This is a genomic window from Ditibartonella apis, from assembly GCF_001952075.1.
Taxonomy (GTDB): domain Bacteria; phylum Pseudomonadota; class Alphaproteobacteria; order Rhizobiales; family Rhizobiaceae; genus Bartonella; species Bartonella apis.
This window is the reverse complement of sequence record NZ_LXYU01000001.1, coordinates 390,726-409,639: the sequence shown is the minus strand read 5'-3', so window position 1 is coordinate 409,639 and position 18,914 is coordinate 390,726. Positions and strand designations below refer to the sequence as shown.

The 18,914-nt window shown below is 45.6% G+C and carries 14 protein-coding genes; 11 read left to right on the top strand and 3 right to left on the bottom strand.

Annotated features, from left to right (window positions below):
- Positions 1-55: 55 nt before the first annotated feature.
- The 4 genes from argB (at position 56) to lepA (ending at position 4,648) form a co-directional block, all read left to right on the top strand.
- The gene (gene argB / locus PEB0122_RS01770) at positions 56-961 is read left to right on the top strand and encodes an acetylglutamate kinase (RefSeq protein ID WP_075869546.1); all 906 of its coding nucleotides are present in this window, start codon (positions 56-58) and stop codon (positions 959-961) included.
- Positions 958-1,644 (top strand): pyrimidine 5'-nucleotidase, encoded by a 687-nt coding sequence (locus PEB0122_RS01765; RefSeq protein ID WP_143238488.1) that lies wholly within the window; start codon positions 958-960, stop codon positions 1,642-1,644. The genes argB and PEB0122_RS01765 overlap by 4 nt, the downstream gene beginning before the upstream one ends.
- On the top strand, positions 1,645-2,541 hold the full coding sequence (locus PEB0122_RS01760; protein WP_075915335.1) for a DMT family transporter: 897 nt from the start codon (positions 1,645-1,647) through the stop codon (positions 2,539-2,541). It begins immediately after the preceding gene.
- Between the two features lie 301 nt (positions 2,542-2,842).
- Positions 2,843-4,648, top strand: coding sequence for a translation elongation factor 4 (gene lepA / locus PEB0122_RS01755; RefSeq protein ID WP_075869548.1), 1,806 nt, complete (start codon positions 2,843-2,845; stop codon positions 4,646-4,648).
- A gap of 924 nt (positions 4,649-5,572) precedes the next feature.
- Here lepA and dapD read toward each other — a convergent pair.
- Positions 5,573-6,421, bottom strand: a complete 849-nt coding sequence (gene dapD / locus PEB0122_RS01750) for a 2,3,4,5-tetrahydropyridine-2,6-dicarboxylate N-succinyltransferase (RefSeq protein WP_075915334.1) — start codon at positions 6,419-6,421, stop codon at positions 5,573-5,575.
- A 98-nt stretch (positions 6,422-6,519) separates the two neighbouring features.
- On the opposite strand from dapD, the gene PEB0122_RS01745 reads away from it, so the two are divergent.
- Entirely contained in the window at positions 6,520-7,368 is an 849-nt protein-coding gene (locus PEB0122_RS01745) for an LOG family protein (protein ID WP_075913725.1), read from the top strand.
- Between the two features lie 485 nt (positions 7,369-7,853).
- Here PEB0122_RS01745 and PEB0122_RS01740 read toward each other — a convergent pair whose 3' ends face one another.
- The gene (locus PEB0122_RS01740; protein WP_075869923.1) at positions 7,854-8,159 is read right to left on the bottom strand and encodes a hypothetical protein; all 306 of its coding nucleotides are present in this window, start codon (positions 8,157-8,159) and stop codon (positions 7,854-7,856) included.
- Positions 8,160-8,707: 548 nt separating this feature from the next.
- Between PEB0122_RS01740 and dnaK the strand changes: the two genes are divergently transcribed.
- A complete protein-coding gene (dnaK, locus tag PEB0122_RS01735) occupies positions 8,708-10,630 on the top strand; it encodes a molecular chaperone DnaK (protein WP_075869551.1) in 1,923 nt (640 codons plus the stop codon).
- Between the two features lie 202 nt (positions 10,631-10,832).
- The gene (gene dnaJ, locus PEB0122_RS01730) at positions 10,833-11,993 is read left to right on the top strand and encodes a molecular chaperone DnaJ (protein ID WP_075869552.1); all 1,161 of its coding nucleotides are present in this window, start codon (positions 10,833-10,835) and stop codon (positions 11,991-11,993) included.
- A gap of 235 nt (positions 11,994-12,228) precedes the next feature.
- On the opposite strand, the gene dapE is transcribed toward dnaJ, so the two are convergent.
- Positions 12,229-13,404 carry a succinyl-diaminopimelate desuccinylase gene (dapE, locus tag PEB0122_RS01725; RefSeq protein WP_075869553.1) on the bottom strand — a complete coding sequence of 392 codons (1,176 nt, stop codon included), beginning with the start codon at positions 13,402-13,404 and terminating at the stop codon, positions 12,229-12,231.
- Between the two features lie 172 nt (positions 13,405-13,576).
- On the opposite strand from dapE, the gene PEB0122_RS01720 reads away from it, so the two are divergent.
- The 4 genes from PEB0122_RS01720 to PEB0122_RS01705 all read left to right on the top strand — a co-directional run bounded on the left by PEB0122_RS01720 (position 13,577) and on the right by PEB0122_RS01705 (position 18,832).
- A complete protein-coding gene (locus PEB0122_RS01720; protein ID WP_075915333.1) occupies positions 13,577-14,881 on the top strand; it encodes an MFS transporter in 1,305 nt (434 codons plus the stop codon).
- Between the two features lie 20 nt (positions 14,882-14,901).
- On the top strand, positions 14,902-16,086 hold the full coding sequence (locus PEB0122_RS01715) for a M20 aminoacylase family protein (protein ID WP_075913722.1): 1,185 nt from the start codon (positions 14,902-14,904) through the stop codon (positions 16,084-16,086).
- Positions 16,087-16,155: 69 nt separating this feature from the next.
- Positions 16,156-17,319, top strand: a complete 1,164-nt coding sequence (locus tag PEB0122_RS01710) for a M20 aminoacylase family protein (RefSeq protein ID WP_075915332.1) — start codon at positions 16,156-16,158, stop codon at positions 17,317-17,319.
- A gap of 343 nt (positions 17,320-17,662) precedes the next feature.
- The gene (locus tag PEB0122_RS01705; RefSeq protein WP_075915331.1) at positions 17,663-18,832 is read left to right on the top strand and encodes a M20 aminoacylase family protein; all 1,170 of its coding nucleotides are present in this window, start codon (positions 17,663-17,665) and stop codon (positions 18,830-18,832) included.
- Positions 18,833-18,914 lie beyond the last annotated feature (82 nt).

The following is an 18,914-nucleotide window of genomic DNA, read 5'->3' as shown; positions in this document are numbered from 1 at the left end:
CCTGTTATTAAAAGGCAGTATCGATCCTGCAGTACTTCCGAGGAGGGCAATTTTAATGGATGAACCGACAACCAATGCTGCCGAAGTTGCCGAAAGACAGGCTGCGCTGCTTTCTGCAGCTTTGCCCTATATGCAAAAATATGAGAACAAAACGGTTGTGGTGAAATATGGCGGCCATGCCATGGGAGATCCTGAACTCGGACATGCCTTTGCGCGCGATATTGCCCTTCTCAAACAATCCGGCATCAATCCGATTGTCGTTCATGGCGGTGGGCCGCAAATTGCAAAGCTTCTTTCGAAAATGGGGATTGAATCGAAGTTCGAAGGCGGACTTCGTGTAACAGATTCAAAAACTGTCGAGGTTGTCGAAATGGTTCTGGCCGGTTCGATCAACAAGGAAATTGTTGCAATGATCAATGCCGAAGGCGAATGGGCAATCGGTCTTTGCGGCAAGGATGGCAATATGGTTTTTGCCGAAAAAGCCCGGAAAAAGATTATCGATCCCGATTCCAATATCGAGCGCATTCTCGACTTGGGATATGTTGGCGAACCGGTCGAGGTTGACCGTACACTTCTTGATTTGCTTGCCCGGTCGGAAATGATACCGGTCATTGCGCCCGTTGCACCGGGAAGGGACGGCAATACCTATAACATCAATGCCGATGTTTTTGCCGGTGCTATTGCCGGTGCTCTTAAAGCCAAACGCTTGCTATTTTTGACAGATGTGCCCGGTGTCCTTGATAACGCCGGCAAACTCTATAAAGAGCTGACAGTCAAGCAATGTGAAGACCTTATTCAAGACGGGACTATATCCGGTGGTATGATACCCAAGGTCGAAACTTGTATTCAGGCAATCAATCGCGGTGTCGAAGGCGTTGTCATTCTGAATGGTAAAACTGCCCATTCGGTGTTGCTTGAACTTTTCACTGAACACGGTGCAGGTACGTTGATTGTGCCATGATGAACGAAGAAATTTTGTCCAGGTTCGAAGCCGTCAATGTTTGGGTATTCGATCTTGATGATACACTTTATCCGAGAGAAAGCGGGCTTTGGGCGCAGATTGACAAACGTATCAGCGCCTATGTCAAAAAACAGCTCGAACTTGACGATGATGAAGAGGTCAACCGTTTTCGGCAATATTTCCGCAAAAATTACGGCGGCGCTTTACGTGGTTTGATCGAAGAATATTTCGTCGATGTTAAAGATTATCTGCAAGATGTTCACAATATCGATTATTCGCCATTAAAAAAAGATCCGCAGCTTGCCGAAGATATTAAAAGCTTGCCCGGCCGCAAATTCATTTTCACAAATGGTGACCGTGCTCATGCAGAGCGTGTTCTCGCCCACCGCGGATTAACCGGATGTTTCGATGGCATTTATGATGTCACATTTACCGATTTTCTTCCCAAGCCATATCGGCAGGCTTATGACCGGTTTTTGGGGCATTTTTCAATCGATCCGGAAAAAACGGCAATGTTTGAAGACAATCTTGCCAATCTTTCAACGTGTAAAGAACTCGGCATGACGACAATTCTGGTTGGTCACAAAGAGGATAAAGAAATTCCGGCTTTCGTTGATATTGAAGCACCGGAACTTGAAAGTTTTCTCCATAATCTTGTAGCGCGCCTGAACGGGGCAGGCTGAATGGAAGAAGAGAAAGAAAAAGCGTTCTTTGTCCTGACGAGACAAGAATTCGCTTTGATCGGCATAACTTTTCTATGGGGTACAACCTTTCTTATCGTGCATCTGGCGATGCGTTCATCCGGACCATTCTTCTTTGTCGGGTTCCGCTTCATTCTTGCCGGTATTTTTGCGGGCGTTATTTTTCGGAAAAGTCTCAAAAATCTTGGAATTCATGATATTTTCGCCGGTGCAGTCATCGGCGTTCCGATATTTTTCGGCTATAGTTTACAAACTGCTGGATTGAAGACGATTGCAAGCAGCCAATCGGCTTTTATTACGGCTGTTTATGTTCCACTTGTACCGCTCTTGCAGTGGATAGTTTTACGTAAAAAACCACGTTTGACGAGTTTTATCGGTATAAGCTTTGCGTTTATCGGTTTACTTCTGGTTTCAGGGCAAGGAATTCATGCAATAGATTTTTCAAAGGGCGAAATTCTCACACTTTTATCGGCTTTTGCAATTGCCTCGGAAATTGTCTTTATCAGCTTTTTTGCCGGTCGGGTTGATAGCCGGCGTGTTACTGTTGTTCAGCTTTTTGTCGCCGGCTTCCTTTCCTTTGCTGCAATGCCGTTTAACGGCGAAACCGTTCCGGCATTTTCTTGGGGGTGGGCGTCGGCAGGATTGGGTTTGGCTGCAATGAGTGCTCTCATCCAGCTTACAATGAATTGGGCGCAACGATCGGTTTCACCAACGCGCGCAACAATCATCTATACCGGTGAACCGGTATGGGCAGGCCTCGTCGGCTGGATTGCCGGCGAACGCCTGCCACATCTTGCAATTCTCGGGGCATTTTGCATCATTGTGGGCATTCTCGTTTCAGAATTGAAGCCGAAAAGGCGGGCAATGGCGCAAGAATGATAAAAAGCTTGCCGGAAAAACAAAAAATTCCTTTTTAAGAAAATAGACGTAGACGATTTAATGAAAGCGGCTCACTCGAAAAGTCATGACTTTTTATAAAAAACCGGAAACTGCACTATTTCCGGTTTGTGTCGTTGTTTAAAGAAGTTTTCTCAAAACGAAAAAAATAATCGGAATTTCAGGTAAAAATCGGGCAATGTTTATGCGCTCGTCTGTGGAATGAAGAAGATTTCTGCAAACTTGCTATCCAACATTCATTTCGGCTTTGCGTTTCTTTGCGTTCCTTGCTAAATCGCTTTTCATGACAGTAGATCGCGACCATATTCGGAATTTCTCCATCGTGGCCCATATTGACCACGGAAAATCAACTCTGGCTGACCGGCTCATCCAGATGACGGGTGGTCTTGCCCAGCGGGAAATGAAAGAACAAGTGCTCGATTCGATGGATATCGAGCGCGAACGTGGCATCACCATCAAAGCACAAACGGTGCGGCTCCATTATAAGGCAAAAAATGGTGAAACCTACATTTTGAATCTGATCGACACACCGGGCCATGTCGACTTTGCCTATGAGGTTTCGCGTTCTCTTGCTGCCTGTGAAGGGTCACTTCTTGTTGTCGACGCGTCGCAAGGTGTGGAAGCGCAAACTCTGGCCAATGTCTATCAGGCAATCGACAACAATCACGAAATCGTTGTTGTTCTCAACAAGGTTGATCTGCCTGCGGCCGAGCCTGAACGTGTCAAAGAACAAATTGAGGAAGTGATCGGCATTGATGCAAGCGATGCAATAGAGATTTCCGCAAAAACCGGCATGGGCGTCGACAAGGTTCTCGAGGCTATTGTCCATAAACTGCCAGCCCCCCGTGAAGGTGATCTCAACAAGCCGCTTAAAGCAATGCTGGTCGATAGCTGGTATGATGCCTATCTCGGTGTGATTGTTCTTGTGCGCGTGATCGACGGGGTTTTGAAAAAAGGCCAGACAATCCGCATGATGGGCACCGGCGCAAAATATCCGGTCGAGCGGGTGGGTGTTTTCACTCCCAAAATGGCAACGATTGAAGACTTGGGGCCGGGTGAATTAGGCTTCATTACCGCTTCTATCAAGGAAGTGGCGGATACCCGCGTTGGCGATACAATTACGGAAGATCATCGTCCTTGTGACCATGCTTTGCCGGGGTTCAAGCCCGCGCAACCGGTGGTTTTCTGCGGACTTTTTCCGGTTGATGCGGATGATTTTGCCGATCTTCGTGCGGCAATGGGCAAGCTTCGTTTGAATGATGCCAGTTTTTCTTATGAAATGGAAACTTCCGCTGCTCTTGGCTTCGGTTTCCGGTGCGGTTTTTTAGGGCTTTTGCACCTCGAAATTATTGAAGAACGGCTTGAACGCGAGTTTAACCTCGATCTTATTGCCACGGCTCCTTCTGTCGTCTATCGCATCAATATGACCGACGGGTCGGTGAAAGAGTTGCATAATCCGGCCGATATGCCTGATGTTGTTAAAATTGCTTCCATTGAAGAGCCGTGGATACGCGCCACAATTATGTCGCCGGATGAATATCTCGGTTCAATTTTAAAACTCTGTCAGGATCGTCGCGGGGTTCAGGTAGACCTGTCCTATGTCGGTACACGCGCGATGGTTACCTATGATCTGCCGCTCAACGAGGTCGTATTCGATTTCTATGATCGTTTGAAGTCGATTTCCAAAGGCTACGCCTCTTTTGATTATCACGTAACCGATTATCGGGAAGGTGATCTCGTCAAAATGAGTATTCTGGTCAATGGTGAACCGGTTGACGCACTTTCTATTCTCGTGCACCGGTCCGGAGCCGAGAAACGCGGCCGTTCAATGTGTGAAAAATTGAAAGAACTTATTCCTCAACACATGTTCCAGATTCCCATTCAGGCAGCTATTGGCGGCAAGATTATTGCGCGTGAAAATATCCGTGCATTGCGTAAAGACGTTACGGCCAAATGTTATGGTGGCGACGTGAGCCGTAAGCGTAAACTTCTTGAAAAACAAAAAGAAGGCAAGAAGCGCATGCGCCAATTCGGTAAGGTGGAAATACCTCAAGAAGCATTCATTCAGGCTTTGAAGATGACCGATTGATCACCTAGTATTACGATGATCATATGTGGAAGTTGTATGTGAAAACAACAAGAATTCTATATGGTCTTTGTGAGACAAATAGAAAATGCGCGTAACCAAAGGTCACTGAAAACATCGAAAAGTAGCGTATAACTTCTTGTAATTGGCGTTTTTGTTGCTGCAATCAACAGGAATAAGATTCCTCGCTAAACCTTCATTTTCACGTCCATCTGCAAGTGATAAGATTAGCCGGAATGAGGATTTTAAAGTTCCGGTTTTTGAAATTGCGATCAGTCGTGCGTTTGATGTATCTTATCCTTTAAACGCGGTGATAGAGGTGCGTTTACGATCTGACGATTCAATTCTACGTTGATTCGTATTTTGAAAAATCATTGATTTGATTATCAATTTTCTTGGTTTTCGGCTTTTTAATTTTGACCGGATGTCGAACTATGCAATCTCTGTTTTGTGTCGCATCGGCCGTTTCAATCATAAAGTGCTGGATTAAAAATATTTCACATAATTATCCACTTTTGGGAGTTGACGGCCGGTAATAAGCCGATTAATAGTTTGCCACATAAAATTTCACACAAGGTTTTGATTTTCAGACCTTAAGGGGCTGATAACCAGTTGGGTTTTGGTCTTTCTTATGACCATGACCCGGCGCAGCAGAGTTACACCCCCGCATACTCTGCTGCACTCTTTCAATGTAAAAACGGGTGAGGACGCGAGCCGGCTCTTCACCTGTTTTTGCATTTAATTATTGTTTCGGACAATTATTGATTGAGATGGATTGTGCATTCGGGCAATAGAGGTGCCCGAATGGTTATGAATGTGTTGAATTTTGCCGGATATCGGTTCTCCCCATCCTTTCTCGGTTTGGCATTATCAATGCATTTGAAAAGACGGGGGCTTTAGCTTGCTTGGCAGCACTTTTAGTCGCTTTCAGTCGCGCAAAAGTTCGTTGACCGATGTTTTTGAGCGCGTCCTTTCGTCAACCCGTTTGACAATGACTGCGCAATAAAGATTAGGACCGGGTTCGCCATTCGGAAACGGTCTTCCGGGCATGGTTCCTGCAACAACGACCGAATAAGGCGGTACTTCGCCATAGGAAATTTCGCCGGTTGCGCGGTCGACAATTTTTGTTGATTTGCCAATGAAAACACCCATGCCAAGCACAGCCCCTTCGCGGACAATGCATCCTTCCACGACTTCGGAACGTGCGCCGATAAAACAATTATCCTCGATAATTGTCGGGCCGGCCTGTAATGGTTCAAGCACACCGCCGATGCCTGCGCCGCCGGAAAGGTGAACGTGTTTACCAACCTGTGCACATGAGCCGACAGTAGCCCATGTATCGACCATTGTGCCTTCATCCACATAAGCACCGATATTGACGAATGACGGCATCAAAACAACACTTGGTGCAATATAGGCCGAACGGCGCACAATCGCATTCGGTACCGCACGAAAGCCTGCTTTTTCGAAGTTATCCGCGTTCCAGCCGTCGAATTTGGATGGCACTTTGTCCCACCAATTTGATTGATCGGGTCCGCCGGAAATAAGTCCCATAGCATTAAGCCGGAACGACAAAAGCACAGCCTTTTTCAACCATTGGTGAACTTTCCAATTGCCATTATTTTCACGTTCGGCGACACGAAGTTCTCCCTTGTCGAGAAGGTCGAGTACATGGTCAACTCCCTCGCGTATTTCCCCTTTTGTCAAAATATTCACTTTTTCGCGTTCATCAAACGCCTTTTCAATGATGGATTCCAGTTGGGACAGATTGGTCATGGCATTAGGTCTCCGTTAAGTAAGTCGAAAGCATCAGCATTTATTCTCTCCGGCCTAATGCAAGAAACAATTGTGGTCAATGAAAAGGAAGATCCTGAATGGCTAATGGCGAAAAAAACGGTTGGACACCTTTTCCGCACTCGAAAGAGGATGCCCGCAAAGTTCATGAAGTTCCCGATACCGCCCAAACGCGTTCACCTGCCTATCGCCTTGCTTATGTAGATGAAGATTTCATGATGCGGCGCGAGTTACGTGCTGTACGAATCGGTCTGGAACTGATGAAGCCCGAATTCAGTTTTGTCGAGCATGGCATCAAATCGACTGTCGTTCTATTTGGTGGCGCCCGTATTCCCGAACCGGGTAAAGAAGCGCGTGCGGCAAAAAATTCGAAACAGAAGAAAAATCTTGAACAAGCCTCCCGTTATTATGACGAAGCACGCAAATTTGCCCGACTTTGTTCGCAATATTCTGCTTCTTCCAACCATCATGAATTTGTCATCATAACTGGTGGTGGTCCGGGCGTAATGGAAGCGGGTAACCGCGGTGCGGCCGATGTCGGTGCTCCCAGTATCGGGCTTAATATCGTATTGCCTCATGAACAGGCACCTAATCCTTATGTGACGCCCAATCTTTGTTTTGATTTCCATTATTTTGCGATGCGCAAGATGCATTTTCTTATGCGCGCAAAGGTTATCGCAATATTTCCCGGCGGCTTTGGTACGTTGGATGAATTTTTCGAATCTCTGACACTCATCCAGACAGGTCGTATGAAACGTGTACCGATATTGATGTTCGGCCGTGAATTCTGGAGAAATGTTCTCAATCTTGATTATCTTGCCGAACAAGGGACGATTTCACCTGATGATGCGAAACTCGTCAATTATGTTGAAAGTGCCGAAGAAGGTTGGGCGATTATTCGTGAATTTTATGAGCTGGATAAACAGTAAGCTATAAAAATCCGAAAGTCCGATGCATCATCCTGAAAGCAATTTTTTCCTTGGGGCTTTTCGGTCGGTGTAGAAGAAAATTGTCGTCGGGATAGTTTAGCTTTTAAAATGCGCGAGTAGATTTTGTTACTTCTGTTTTCGGGAAAAGATGCGGGACATTTCTTTTGAAATTGAAGGGCGATCGGTTCTGAGTTTTCTTACTTCTTAGTTTGAAAGTTCGGGCATCAGCAGTTTGATTATTCTTCATAAGTCGCAAACCGGTCGCGGCAATCACCGTTTTCCTCAAGCCTCTTGGTCAGGAAAAGCTGTTTCGGATTTCATGTCTTTTAATTTTTAACCGAAAAAAGAAAATGAGAAGATTATTTCTTCGCGTTTAAGGACGTTTTTCAGCCGGAAGAACGGTTTAAAAATTGAAAAGTCGCAACGCATTTAAAAAATAAAAAAGGCGGGTCAAAGCCCGCCTCGCTTTATCGCATAAAATCGGATTATTTTCTCGGTGTGCCGTCGTCGGATTCACCTTTTTCATCGTCCTGAATGACAGTTTTGTCCATAGGTGTATCTTTCTTTTCACCCGGTACGTAGCTGTCTTCGCGTGAACCGTCACCAAAATGACGGCCAGCTTTGCCACCATGATCATGATGAACGTCAGCTTCCGGCGCCTTTTCCTTTTGGCCTTCTACATAGCTATCTTCAACTGAACCGTCACCTGAAGCATTGCGGGCTTCAGCTGCCAATACCATCGATCCTGCTGCCAAAAGGCCAGCCAAAGAGACTGCAAGAATCTTTTTCATTTTCATTTCTCCTGTTTTGAAGCGTTGATGCTTCATGTCATCACACCGCTTTGGTTCTACTCTTATCGTTAAATTATCAATAAAGAAATGGCCCTGACAGTGCTTTATTCAAGTTACAAAGCTATACGAGCGCATTTACTTTGTAACACTCGTATAGAAACATAATCGGGTTTTATTTGCAAATGTCGTACTTCGTTTTTTACACACATATACGTTCGAATTTGTGTCGGAATTTTAGAGCCGGATTTATACCAGACAAGCTTTGTTTGTTAAAAATGACCTTCAAGTGACATAAAAGACGGATAATCTCGCAGTTTGGCTGCCAAAAAAGCTCCGAAGCCATCAAAAAATATCAAAAAAACGCTTTATCATATGAATCTTGCCAACATCTCTTGCACGTCTATTGGGGTGCCCTTATATACGCGTCAACGAGGTTCGTTATGGTTGCCGATTTTTGAGTGGCCATTACGAGCTTTTCATATGATAAGGAGCTGTCTGGGGAATGCTCGGTAGAGGTCCCGACAGCTTGCTGGATGGAGAGTAGATATATGGCAAAAGTAATCGGTATTGATTTAGGTACGACAAACTCTTGCGTGGCTGTCATGGACGGCAAAAACGCAAAAGTTATTGAAAATTCGGAAGGTGCTCGCACAACACCTTCTATTGTAGCGTTTGCAGAGGGTGGCGAGCGTCTTGTTGGACAGCCGGCCAAACGTCAGGCTGTAACCAACCCTGAAGGCACTATTTTTGCGGTCAAGCGTTTGATTGGCCGTCGTTTCGACGACCCGATGGTTACCAAGGACAAAGAGCTTGTTCCTTATAAAATTGTAAAAGGGGAAAATGGTGACGCCTGGGTTGAAGTAGAAGGCAAGAAATATTCACCTTCCCAGGTTTCTGCAATGGTCTTGCAGAAAATGAAGGAAACGGCAGAATCCTATTTGGGCGAAAAAGTCGAGCAGGCAGTTATTACAGTTCCTGCCTATTTTAATGATGCCCAGCGTCAGGCAACCAAAGATGCCGGTAAAATTGCCGGTCTTGATGTTTTGCGTATCATTAACGAGCCTACGGCAGCTGCTTTGGCTTATGGCCTTGACAAGAAAGACGGTAAGACAATTGCCGTTTATGACTTGGGCGGTGGTACGTTCGATATTTCTGTTCTCGAAATCGGCGATGGCGTTTTTGAAGTTAAATCGACCAATGGTGATACATTCCTTGGCGGTGAAGACTTTGATATGCGTCTTGTCACTTATCTTGCCGAAGAATTCGAAAAAGAAAACGGCATTGATCTGAGAAAAGACAAACTTGCTTTGCAACGTTTGAAAGAAGCTTCTGAAAAAGCCAAGATCGAGCTTTCATCTTCGCAGCAAACGGAAATCAACTTGCCGTTCATCACTGCTGATGCAACTGGTCCTAAACACTTGACCATGAAGTTGACCCGCGCAAAATTCGAGTCATTGGTTGATGATCTGGTTCAACGGACGATTAATCCATGTAAGGCTGCATTAAAGGATGCCGGTTTGAGCGCTGGCGATATTGACGAAGTCGTGCTCGTTGGTGGTATGACCCGTATGCCGAAGATTCAGGAAATTGTAAAAACTTTCTTTGGCAAGGATCCGCATAAAGGCGTTAACCCGGATGAAGTTGTTGCAATGGGTGCTGCCATTCAGGGCGGTGTTTTGCAGGGTGATGTCAAGGACGTTCTGTTGCTTGATGTTACACCGCTTTCTTTGGGTATCGAGACATTGGGCGGTGTCTTCACACGCCTGATCGAACGCAATACAACGATTCCGACCAAGAAATCGCAGACCTTCTCGACTGCCGAAGATAATCAGAATGCTGTGACGATTCGTGTCTTCCAGGGTGAACGCGAGATGGCAGCTGATAACAAGTTGCTTGCCCAGTTTGACCTTGTAGGCATTCCGCCGGCACCACGTGGCGTTCCGCAGATCGAAGTTACATTCGATATTGATGCCAACGGCATTGTCAGTGTTTCGGCAAAAGATAAAGGCACCGGTAAAGAACACCAGATCCGCATTCAGGCTTCTGGCGGCTTGAGTGATGCCGATATCGACAAGATGGTCAAGGATGCTGAAGCCCATGCTGCCGATGACAAGAAGCGGCGTGAAGGTGTCGAGGCGAAGAATCAGGCGGAAGCTTTGGTTCATACGACCGAGAAATCGCTTGCCGACTATGGTGATAAAGTCTCGGCTGAAGACAAGTCGGCAATTGAAGCTGCAATCGCGGATGTCAAGAAAGCTATCGAGTCGGATGATGTTGATAGTCTTCCTGAAAAAACCAAGAAATTGTCTGAAGTCAGCATGAAACTTGGTGAAGCGATGTATGCCGCTTCAAAGGCGCAAGCTGAAGCCGATGCAGCCCATGATGCTGCAAAAGAAGAACATAAGGACGACGATGTTGTTGATGCCGATTTTGAAGAAGTCGACGACAACGATAAGAAGAACAAGAAATAATTGATCTTATGTCCTTGTAAAATTGAAAAAAGCCCGACCTTTTATCAAAAGGGCGGGCTTTGTTATAAAACAGCCAATATGCTCGTAATAAAAGCCAAAATGACAACGGTTTTTTAAAACCGGCGACAATCGTTCGAGCGAATTTTGAATATGGCAAATGTCGTCTCGTCAATAAATGGCAGAGGAACTGCAGGAATAAGCGATGAAAGTTGATTATTATGAAACATTGGGCGTTTCACGAGAATGCGATGAAAAAACGCTCAAATCTGCATTTCGGAAACTTGCCATGCGATATCATCCGGACAGAAATCCCGGTGATAAAGAGGCGGAACAAAAATTCAAAGAAATAGGCGAAGCCTATGAAGTTTTAAAGGATCCGCAAAAGCGTGCGGCTTATGATCGTTTTGGTCATGCTGCTTTTGAAAATGGCGGTGCCGGTGGCGGAAATCCATTCGGACGCGGTGGTTTTGCTGCGGGCGGTTTTTCCGATATTTTCGAGGATTTTTTCGGAGAAATGATGGGTGGCGCACGGCGCAAGCGTGCCGACGGACGAGAGCGCGGTGCCGATTTGAGTTACAATATGGAAGTCACTCTGGAAGAGGCTTACCATGGTAAAACTGCGCAAATCAGGGTGCCGGGTTCGATCACCTGTGATCTTTGTTCGGGAACCGGTGCCAAGAAAGGCTCGAAACCGCAACCCTGTGCAACCTGTGGTGGAACCGGAAGGGTTCGCAGTGCCCAAGGATTCTTCTCGATTGAAAGAACCTGCCCGACATGTCAGGGGCGCGGCGAAACCATCAAGGATCCGTGCCCGAAATGTCATGGACAGGGACGCATTGAAGAAGAGCGCACATTGACGGTCAATATTCCCGCCGGCATTGAAGATGGCACACGCATCCGTCTGGCAGGAGAAGGTGATGCGGGAAGTCATGGTGGACCGGCTGGTGATCTTTATATTTTCCTATCTATCAAACCGCATGAATTCTTCCAGCGTGATGGTGCCGATCTCTATTGTCGTGTTCCTATTTCGATGACAACTGCTGCTCTTGGCGGAGATTTTGAAGTTTCAACTCTTGATGGATTGAAAACACGCGTCAAAGTGCCGGAAGGCACGCAAAATGGACGTCAGTTCCGGCTGAAGGGTAAAGGAATGCCTGTTTTGCGCCAACAGGCAACGGGCGATCTTTATATTCAGGTTGCAATCGAAACGCCACAAAAGCTGAGCAAAAGGCAACGTGAACTTCTCGAAGAATTCGAAAAACTTTCGGTCGATGAAAACTCGCCGCAGTCACATGGATTTTTTGCCCGTATGAAAGAGTTCTTTGAAGGTATTGGCAACAATAATACCACACCGAAAAGCTAGATTGGTAAGGTCGGCTCGACTTGTGTTGTCTTGAGAGCTGTTAAAGGGCATTATTGTTCGGTTGGAAGGCTCTTCAAGCGATCGACCATTTTAAACGAGCCGATAGGACATGTATGTAAGAAGCCAAGCTCGCTAATTTCAACGCAATTTTGAAAAGCAGGAAGCTACTTTGAAAAGCGGTTTTTCAACCGGTGTCTGTTTTGTCTGTCGTTTATCCGGAAATTTGGCTAATTTTTCAGGATTGGAAAAACGCTTTCAAGAAATTTTCGTAAATTTTTGTCAGTGCTTCAAGATCATCGGTTGCTACACATTCATCGACCATATGCATGGTTTTCCCTACGAGCCCGAATTCAACGACGGGACAATAATCTTTTATAAAACGGGCATCCGATGTGCCGCCGGAGGTTGATAATTCAGGCGTGCGTCCGGTAACCGATTTGATCGCTTTGCTCAAGCACCCGACGAGCTCATCATTCTTTGTTAAGAAAACGCCACCGGGGCTTATAACCCAATCGATTTTGAATGTCGGAACAAATTTTCCTGTTTTTTCAATTTTTACCGAGTTAAGCCGCTTTTTTATTTCCTGTTTCAAGGTTTCGGCGGTCCAATTATCGTTGTAACGCACATTGAAGCGGATAATAGTTTGTTGCGGAATGACGTTGGTCGCCGGATTTCCCGTGTCAATGGTTGTTATTTCGAGATTGCTCGGTTCGAAATTTTCGCTTCCCGTGTCTATAACCGGATTTTTAAGCGCTTCGCATAATTTTACAACAAGATCGAGTGGATTGGCTGCTCGTTCAGGGTAGGCAACATGGCCTTGATGCCCGGTGACGGTAATGATACCGGAAAGTGAACCACGTCGCCCAATTTTTATCATATCGCCCAAACGGTCGGGATTCGTCGGTTCTCCGACGATTGCCGCATCCCATTTTTCACCTTTTGTTTTTGCCCAGTTCAGAAGTTTGATTGTGCCGTTGATTCCGGGACCTTCCTCATCATTGGTGATAATAAGGCTGATACTGTCTTCAAGTTTATTGCTTTCGAGATAGCGTGCGAGTGCTGCGATAAAGCTTGCAACCCCGCCTTTCATATCCACAGCGCCCCGTCCGAAAACTTTACCCTCTTCAATGATGCCGGAAAATGGCGGGTGACGCCATAATCGGGGTTCGCCTGTCGGTACAACATCTGTATGTCCGGCAAAAGCAAGGTTTTTTCCTCCTTTGCCGATTCTGGCATAAAGGTTTTCAACATCAGGTGTGTCTTTATCTGTGAAAACCGGTCTTTCTACAGTAAATCCCATAGCTTCGAGCCACAATTGGACGGTTTCAAGAACTCCGTTTTCTTGTGGTGTTACCGATGCACATCTGATGAGTGCCTGCGTTAAAGCGACCGGATCTTTGAGTGACAGCACAGCGATTGTCCTTTGTTTGAAAACTTATCGGCAATAGTTATTAACCGATATGATAATAATTAAGAAAATATATTGTTAATATTTTCAATAGGATGCTAAAGAAATTATATGCCCGAATTTCTTTGGGCGAATAAAAAACATTCAATAGGGGAAAAATCAAGGGATAGCAGTTATGGCCGGATTAATCGATACGCCTGATAATGGCGGGGGCGATATTGCCCTAAATCCTGTTGGCAACAAAACAAAATTGATTGTTGCAGCAGGTATCGGAAACTTTCTCGAGATTTTCGATTTTACCGTTTACAGTTTCTTTGCTGCAATTATCGGTAATGTTTTCTTCAACTCGGGTGATCCACTTATCTCGCTGTTAATTTCGGTTTCGGTTTTTGGTGTCGGTTTTGTGATGCGTCCACTCGGTTCGATTGTGATCGGGTCTTATGCTGACCGGCATGGGCGCAAAGCGGCCATGTTGCTTACGATTATTCTCATGGCATGTGGCAGCGCTATCATCGGATTTGCTCCGCCTTATACATCAATCGGAGTTGTAGCACCTATCCTCATTGTTCTCGGTCGTTTGTTGCAAGGCTTTTCGGCAGGTGGAGAAATCGGTGCCGCCACAACATTGTTGATGGAATCAGCCGATCGTAACCAACGCGGATTTTTTGTGAGCTGGCAGTTTTTCGGACAGGGGTTGAGTTCTTTGACCGGTTCGCTCTTTGCAGCAGGTTTGATGGGCTTTCTAACGCCCGAACAAATGCACAGCTGGGGCTGGCGTGTTCCATTCATCTTTGCATTGGTTATTATACCGGTGGGCCTTTATATCCGGGCGCATATTTGTGAAACATTCAAAGCACCGGTTGTCGAAAACAAAACAACCCACCCGTTTAAAGAGCTTATAACGCAGCACGGGAAACAGACAATTTTAGGGATTTTCTTCATCCTTCCCGTCACCGCTTTGATGTATATTCTGGTTTTCTATATGCCGAATTATCTGAAAACGGTAACCGACATCAACAGTTCTACCGCATTTCTGATATCGAGTTACGCAAGCGTTATTGTGCTCATAACCACTTTTGCTTCCGGTTTCTTGTGCGACAAGCTCGAAAGACGCAAAGTCGGCGGCATTATCATTCTCGCGGTTGCGTTTATTTCGTCATATTTTGCTTTCCGCTTTGTTTCGCATATCGGCATATTTCTTGTTTTCCACACTATAGCGGTCGGGTGCCTCGGACTTATTTTAACATTTTCTGTTTTGATGGTTATGGAGGCGTTCGAGCAAAAAATCCGTGCAACAGCAACTGCGGTTATCTATGCTTTTTCGGTTTCGATCTTCGGTGGCACAGCGCAAATGATCGTGACGCTTCTGTTGAAGTATTCGAATAGCAATAACATGGCGCCGTTCTGGTATCTCGGGACTTCTCTGGTTATCGGAGCTATCGCATTGGCCCTCTTCGATGAGAAGCGTTATAATATTTAGGCGCTATCAGGAGACTTATAATGAAGAGTGAAAAAGTTTCACCGGAAAGCGAAAAGCTTTTCGGTGCAATTTCCAAATATTTGCCGGAAATGGTGGCCTTGAGACACGACCTTCATTCCCATCCGGAGCTCGCTTACGAGGAACACCGCACGGCAGATATTGTTGCAAAGCTGTTAAAAAAATGGGGCTATGAAGTTCAAACGGGCATCGGAAAAACCGGTGTCGTCGGACGGTTGAAGGTAGGAAATGGTAAAAATTCGATCGGCTTGCGGGCTGATTTTGATGCTCTTCCTATCCATGAACTGACCAATCTTGAATATTCGAGTACGAACGAAGGAAAAATGCATGCTTGTGGCCATGATGGGCACACAACCATGTTGTTGACGGCTGCACGGTATCTTGCAGAGACTAAAAATTTCAACGGCACGGTCAATGTGATTTTTCAACCTGCCGAAGAAGGATTTGCCGGTGCGCAGGCCATGATCGACGATGGTTTGTTTGAAAAATTTCCGTGTGATGCTGTTTATGCAATGCACAATTGGCCGGATCTTCCTGCAGGAAAAATTGCGGTTAATAGTGGTCCGTTTATGCCTGCAAGCGATAATGTATCAATCCGCGTTATTGGCAAGGGGGGGCATGGAGCTGTTCCACAAAAGGCTGTTGACCCGATTGCAGCAGGTGCTGCCATTGTTACAGCATTGCAAACAATCGTTTCACGTAATGTGCCACCGCTTGAAGCTGCTATCATAACGGTGGGAAGCTTTCATGCCGGCTTTGCCAATAATGTCATTCCGGACACAGCCGAAATGGAGCTCACCGTACGCTGCTTCAGCGCGGATGTGCGCGATTTGTTGGAAAACCGCATAGAAAAACTGGTAAAATCACAGGCAGAAAGCTTCGGCGCCACGGCAGAGGTAAATTATCATCGGCTTTACCCGATGCTTTTCAATCATAAGGAAGAAACCGATTTTGCCGTTGGCGTTGCGCGTAATACTTTCGGAAAAGAAAAGGTTGATGCGCAATTGACCCCTCCTTCTGTCAGCGAGGATTTCGCCTTTATGCTTCAGGCAAAGCGCGGAGCCTATCTTTTGATCGGCAATGGTGAAAGTGCGTCTCTTCATAGTCCGAATTATAATTTTAACGACGATTTGATCCCGTTGGGTGGTTGTTATTGGGTCAAGTTGGTGGAAACATACTTGCGTTAATTCCGACTTGAGCCGGACGAAAATTTGCACAAGGCTCATTCAGAAAACGCGTGCTAGAAAGAAAAGATAATGAATCATATTCGCGAACATATTAATAAAACGATCGATGAAATGATCGAATTACGCCATTCGATCCATCAGAATCCGGAGCTTGGCTATCACGAACATCAGACGGGTGATAAAGTCGCCGCACTTTTGAAAAAGTGGGGTTTCGAAGTCACTCGCGGAATCGGAAAAACCGGTATTGTAGGAACATTGAAGGTCGGAAACGGCAAAAAAATCATCGGTATCCGTGCCGATATGGATGCGTTGCCGATTTCGGAAGAAACAAATCTTGAATATTCCAGTAAGAACGAAGGTGTCATGCACGCCTGCGGACATGACGGACACACAACAACCCTGCTGACAGCAGCCCGTTATCTCGCCGAGACAAAGAATTTTGATGGCACAGTTCGCGTTATTTTCCAGCCGGCTGAAGAAAATTATGGTGGCGGTAAAGCCATGATTGAAGACGGTCTGTTTGAAAAATTCCCCTGTGACCGTATTTATGGGCTTCATAACTGGCCGGGCTTTCCTGCCGGAACATTGCGCTTTACCAAGGGGCCGATGATGGCTTCAGTCGATACTGCTTATATTACAGTGCACGGTAAAGGTGGTCATGGTGCACGGCCGGAAACCACAATTGATCCGATTGTTGCAGCCTCTTCTATCGTTATGGCCTTGCAGACAGTTGTTTCCCGTAACGTTCCCCCGCTTGAGGCAGCACTTGTTACGGTTGGCAAGATTCAGGGCGGCAGCGTTTCCAATATTATTCCTGATGAAGTAAAGATGGATCTGACGATCCGTTGTTTCTCGGCAAAAGTGCGTGACCTTCTACAGGAACGGATTTGTAAAATCGCCAAATCACAGGCTGAAAGCTATGGTGCAGAAGCCATTATCAATTACGAGCGTGGTTATCCCGTTACAGTAAATGATGCGGATGCAATCGACTTTGCTTTAGGCGTTGCAAGAGACGTTGTCGGCGACGAAAATGTTGTCGAGAATGCCGAGCCGTTGACCCCGAGCGAGGATTTTTCCTATATGCTGCAAAAAGTACCGGGCGCATACATTATTATGGGTAATGGTGATAGCTCGGGTCTGCATACGCCACATTACAATTTCAATGATGATGGCATTGCTGTCGGTGCAAGTTTCTGGGGTGCACTGGTTGAGAAATATCTTGCCAAAGCTTGAAGAATTTAGATCTTAAGTTGCCTTTTTTCCGGTCGGATATTCAATGATTATTCATTGCATCCAGCCGCAAAAACCAGCTTATCAACATTATTTACCCGTCTGTTTAAAAAAAGCCGATCGGCGTATTTCAAAAACAGGCGGGTTTTTTATTCAAAAAAATTATTTTTGACGTGTTTTAACTGCAATCGCAATCGACCGGATTTTTTTTAACAGCAACATAGCCGGAAACTTCGGTTAAGAAGAAAAAAATAGCGCGGCAAAAAGAAAACTTGGTTGGTCATTTCTTGATAATCATCTTTTGCAAAATCCATAATAGGTAAGACTATCAACGGGGACAGGAAAGATGGCTGACAAATCAATTGAAAATTTGATTCTCTCCTATTTGCCGGAAATGACAGCATTCCGGCATGCTATGCATAAAAATCCGGAATTGTCGGGAAAGGAAACCGTAACATCGGCTCGTGTAGGCGAACTTCTCGAACAATACGGTTATAAAGTCACACGTCACGTCGGTGGAAACGGTATTGTCGCATCATTGAAAAATGGCAATGGAAAAAAGTCTATCGGTATTCGTGCCGATATGGACGCTTTGCCGATAAAAGAAGAAACAGATCTGGAATATGCCAGTAAAAATCAAGGAGTGATGCATGCATGTGGCCATGATGGCCATACAACAACACTTCTTACAGCTGCACGTGCTTTGGCCGTTACAAGGAATTTCGACGGAACAGTGCATCTTATTTTTCAACCGGCTGAAGAAATTGGTGCCGGAGCAAAGGCTATGATTAAAGACGGATTGTTTGAACGATTTCCTTGTGATGCTGTTTATGGACTGCATAATTGGCCGGGATTGGACCAAGGTAAAATACAATTTACCAAAAGTGCCATGATGGCTTCTGTCGATGCCGTAACAATTGTTGTTCATGGAAAAGGTGGTCATGGAGCCCGCCCTGAAACTGCAATCGACCCTATTATTGTTGCGTCTTCGATCGTCATAGCATTACAAACTATCGTCGCGCGGAATGTTCCGCCACTTCATTCGGCGATTATATCAACCGGCTCGATACATGGCGGTGAAGCATTCAATATCATTCCGGATAGTGTGACAATTTCATTAACGGTGCGTAGTTTTTCAGCAGATATTCAAAATCTTGTTGAAGACCGGATCAAAAAAATCGTTGAAGCGCAGGCGCAAAGTTTCGGGGCGCGCGCTTATGTACAATATGACCGGCTGGTTCCGGCGTTGGTCAATCATGCTGAATATAGCGATTTTGCTCTCTATATTGCAAAACAGAGATTGGGAGCTGATAAAATCGTCCAAAACGAGATACCAACCACTGTAAGCGAGGATTTCGCCTTTATGCTGCAAGCCTGTCCGGGAGCATTTTTCTTTCTCGGTAATGGCGACAGTGCAAGTCTACATAGTCCACACTATAATTTCGACGATCGCAATCTTTTAGACGGAGCAATTTTCTGGTGTGCACTTGTGGAAGCAGTTTTAAAACAGCATTAACCAATCGGAAACCATCCTTATGCATTATCGAAAAAGTTGAATATCGATTGAACGGAATTATCGGAAATTGAATCCGTTCGGA

Excerpts from the sequence above, each read along its gene's own strand:
- argB (WP_075869546.1), top strand. The coding sequence starts at position 56 with ATGGATGAACCGACAACCAATGCTGCCGAAGTTGCCGAAAGACAGGCT.
- PEB0122_RS01765 (WP_143238488.1), top strand. The coding sequence starts at position 958 with ATGATGAACGAAGAAATTTTGTCCAGGTTCGAAGCCGTCAATGTTTGG.
- PEB0122_RS01760 (WP_075915335.1), top strand. The coding sequence starts at position 1,645 with ATGGAAGAAGAGAAAGAAAAAGCGTTCTTTGTCCTGACGAGACAAGAA.
- lepA (WP_075869548.1), top strand. The coding sequence starts at position 2,843 with ATGACAGTAGATCGCGACCATATTCGGAATTTCTCCATCGTGGCCCAT.
- dapD (WP_075915334.1), bottom strand. The coding sequence starts at position 6,421 with ATGACCAATCTGTCCCAACTGGAATCCATCATTGAAAAGGCGTTTGAT.
- PEB0122_RS01745 (WP_075913725.1), top strand. The coding sequence starts at position 6,520 with ATGGCTAATGGCGAAAAAAACGGTTGGACACCTTTTCCGCACTCGAAA.
- PEB0122_RS01740 (WP_075869923.1), bottom strand. The coding sequence starts at position 8,159 with ATGAAAAAGATTCTTGCAGTCTCTTTGGCTGGCCTTTTGGCAGCAGGA.
- dnaK (WP_075869551.1), top strand. The coding sequence starts at position 8,708 with ATGGCAAAAGTAATCGGTATTGATTTAGGTACGACAAACTCTTGCGTG.
- dnaJ (WP_075869552.1), top strand. The coding sequence starts at position 10,833 with ATGAAAGTTGATTATTATGAAACATTGGGCGTTTCACGAGAATGCGAT.
- PEB0122_RS01720 (WP_075915333.1), top strand. The coding sequence starts at position 13,577 with ATGGCCGGATTAATCGATACGCCTGATAATGGCGGGGGCGATATTGCC.
- PEB0122_RS01715 (WP_075913722.1), top strand. The coding sequence starts at position 14,902 with ATGAAGAGTGAAAAAGTTTCACCGGAAAGCGAAAAGCTTTTCGGTGCA.
- PEB0122_RS01710 (WP_075915332.1), top strand. The coding sequence starts at position 16,156 with ATGAATCATATTCGCGAACATATTAATAAAACGATCGATGAAATGATC.
- PEB0122_RS01705 (WP_075915331.1), top strand. The coding sequence starts at position 17,663 with ATGGCTGACAAATCAATTGAAAATTTGATTCTCTCCTATTTGCCGGAA.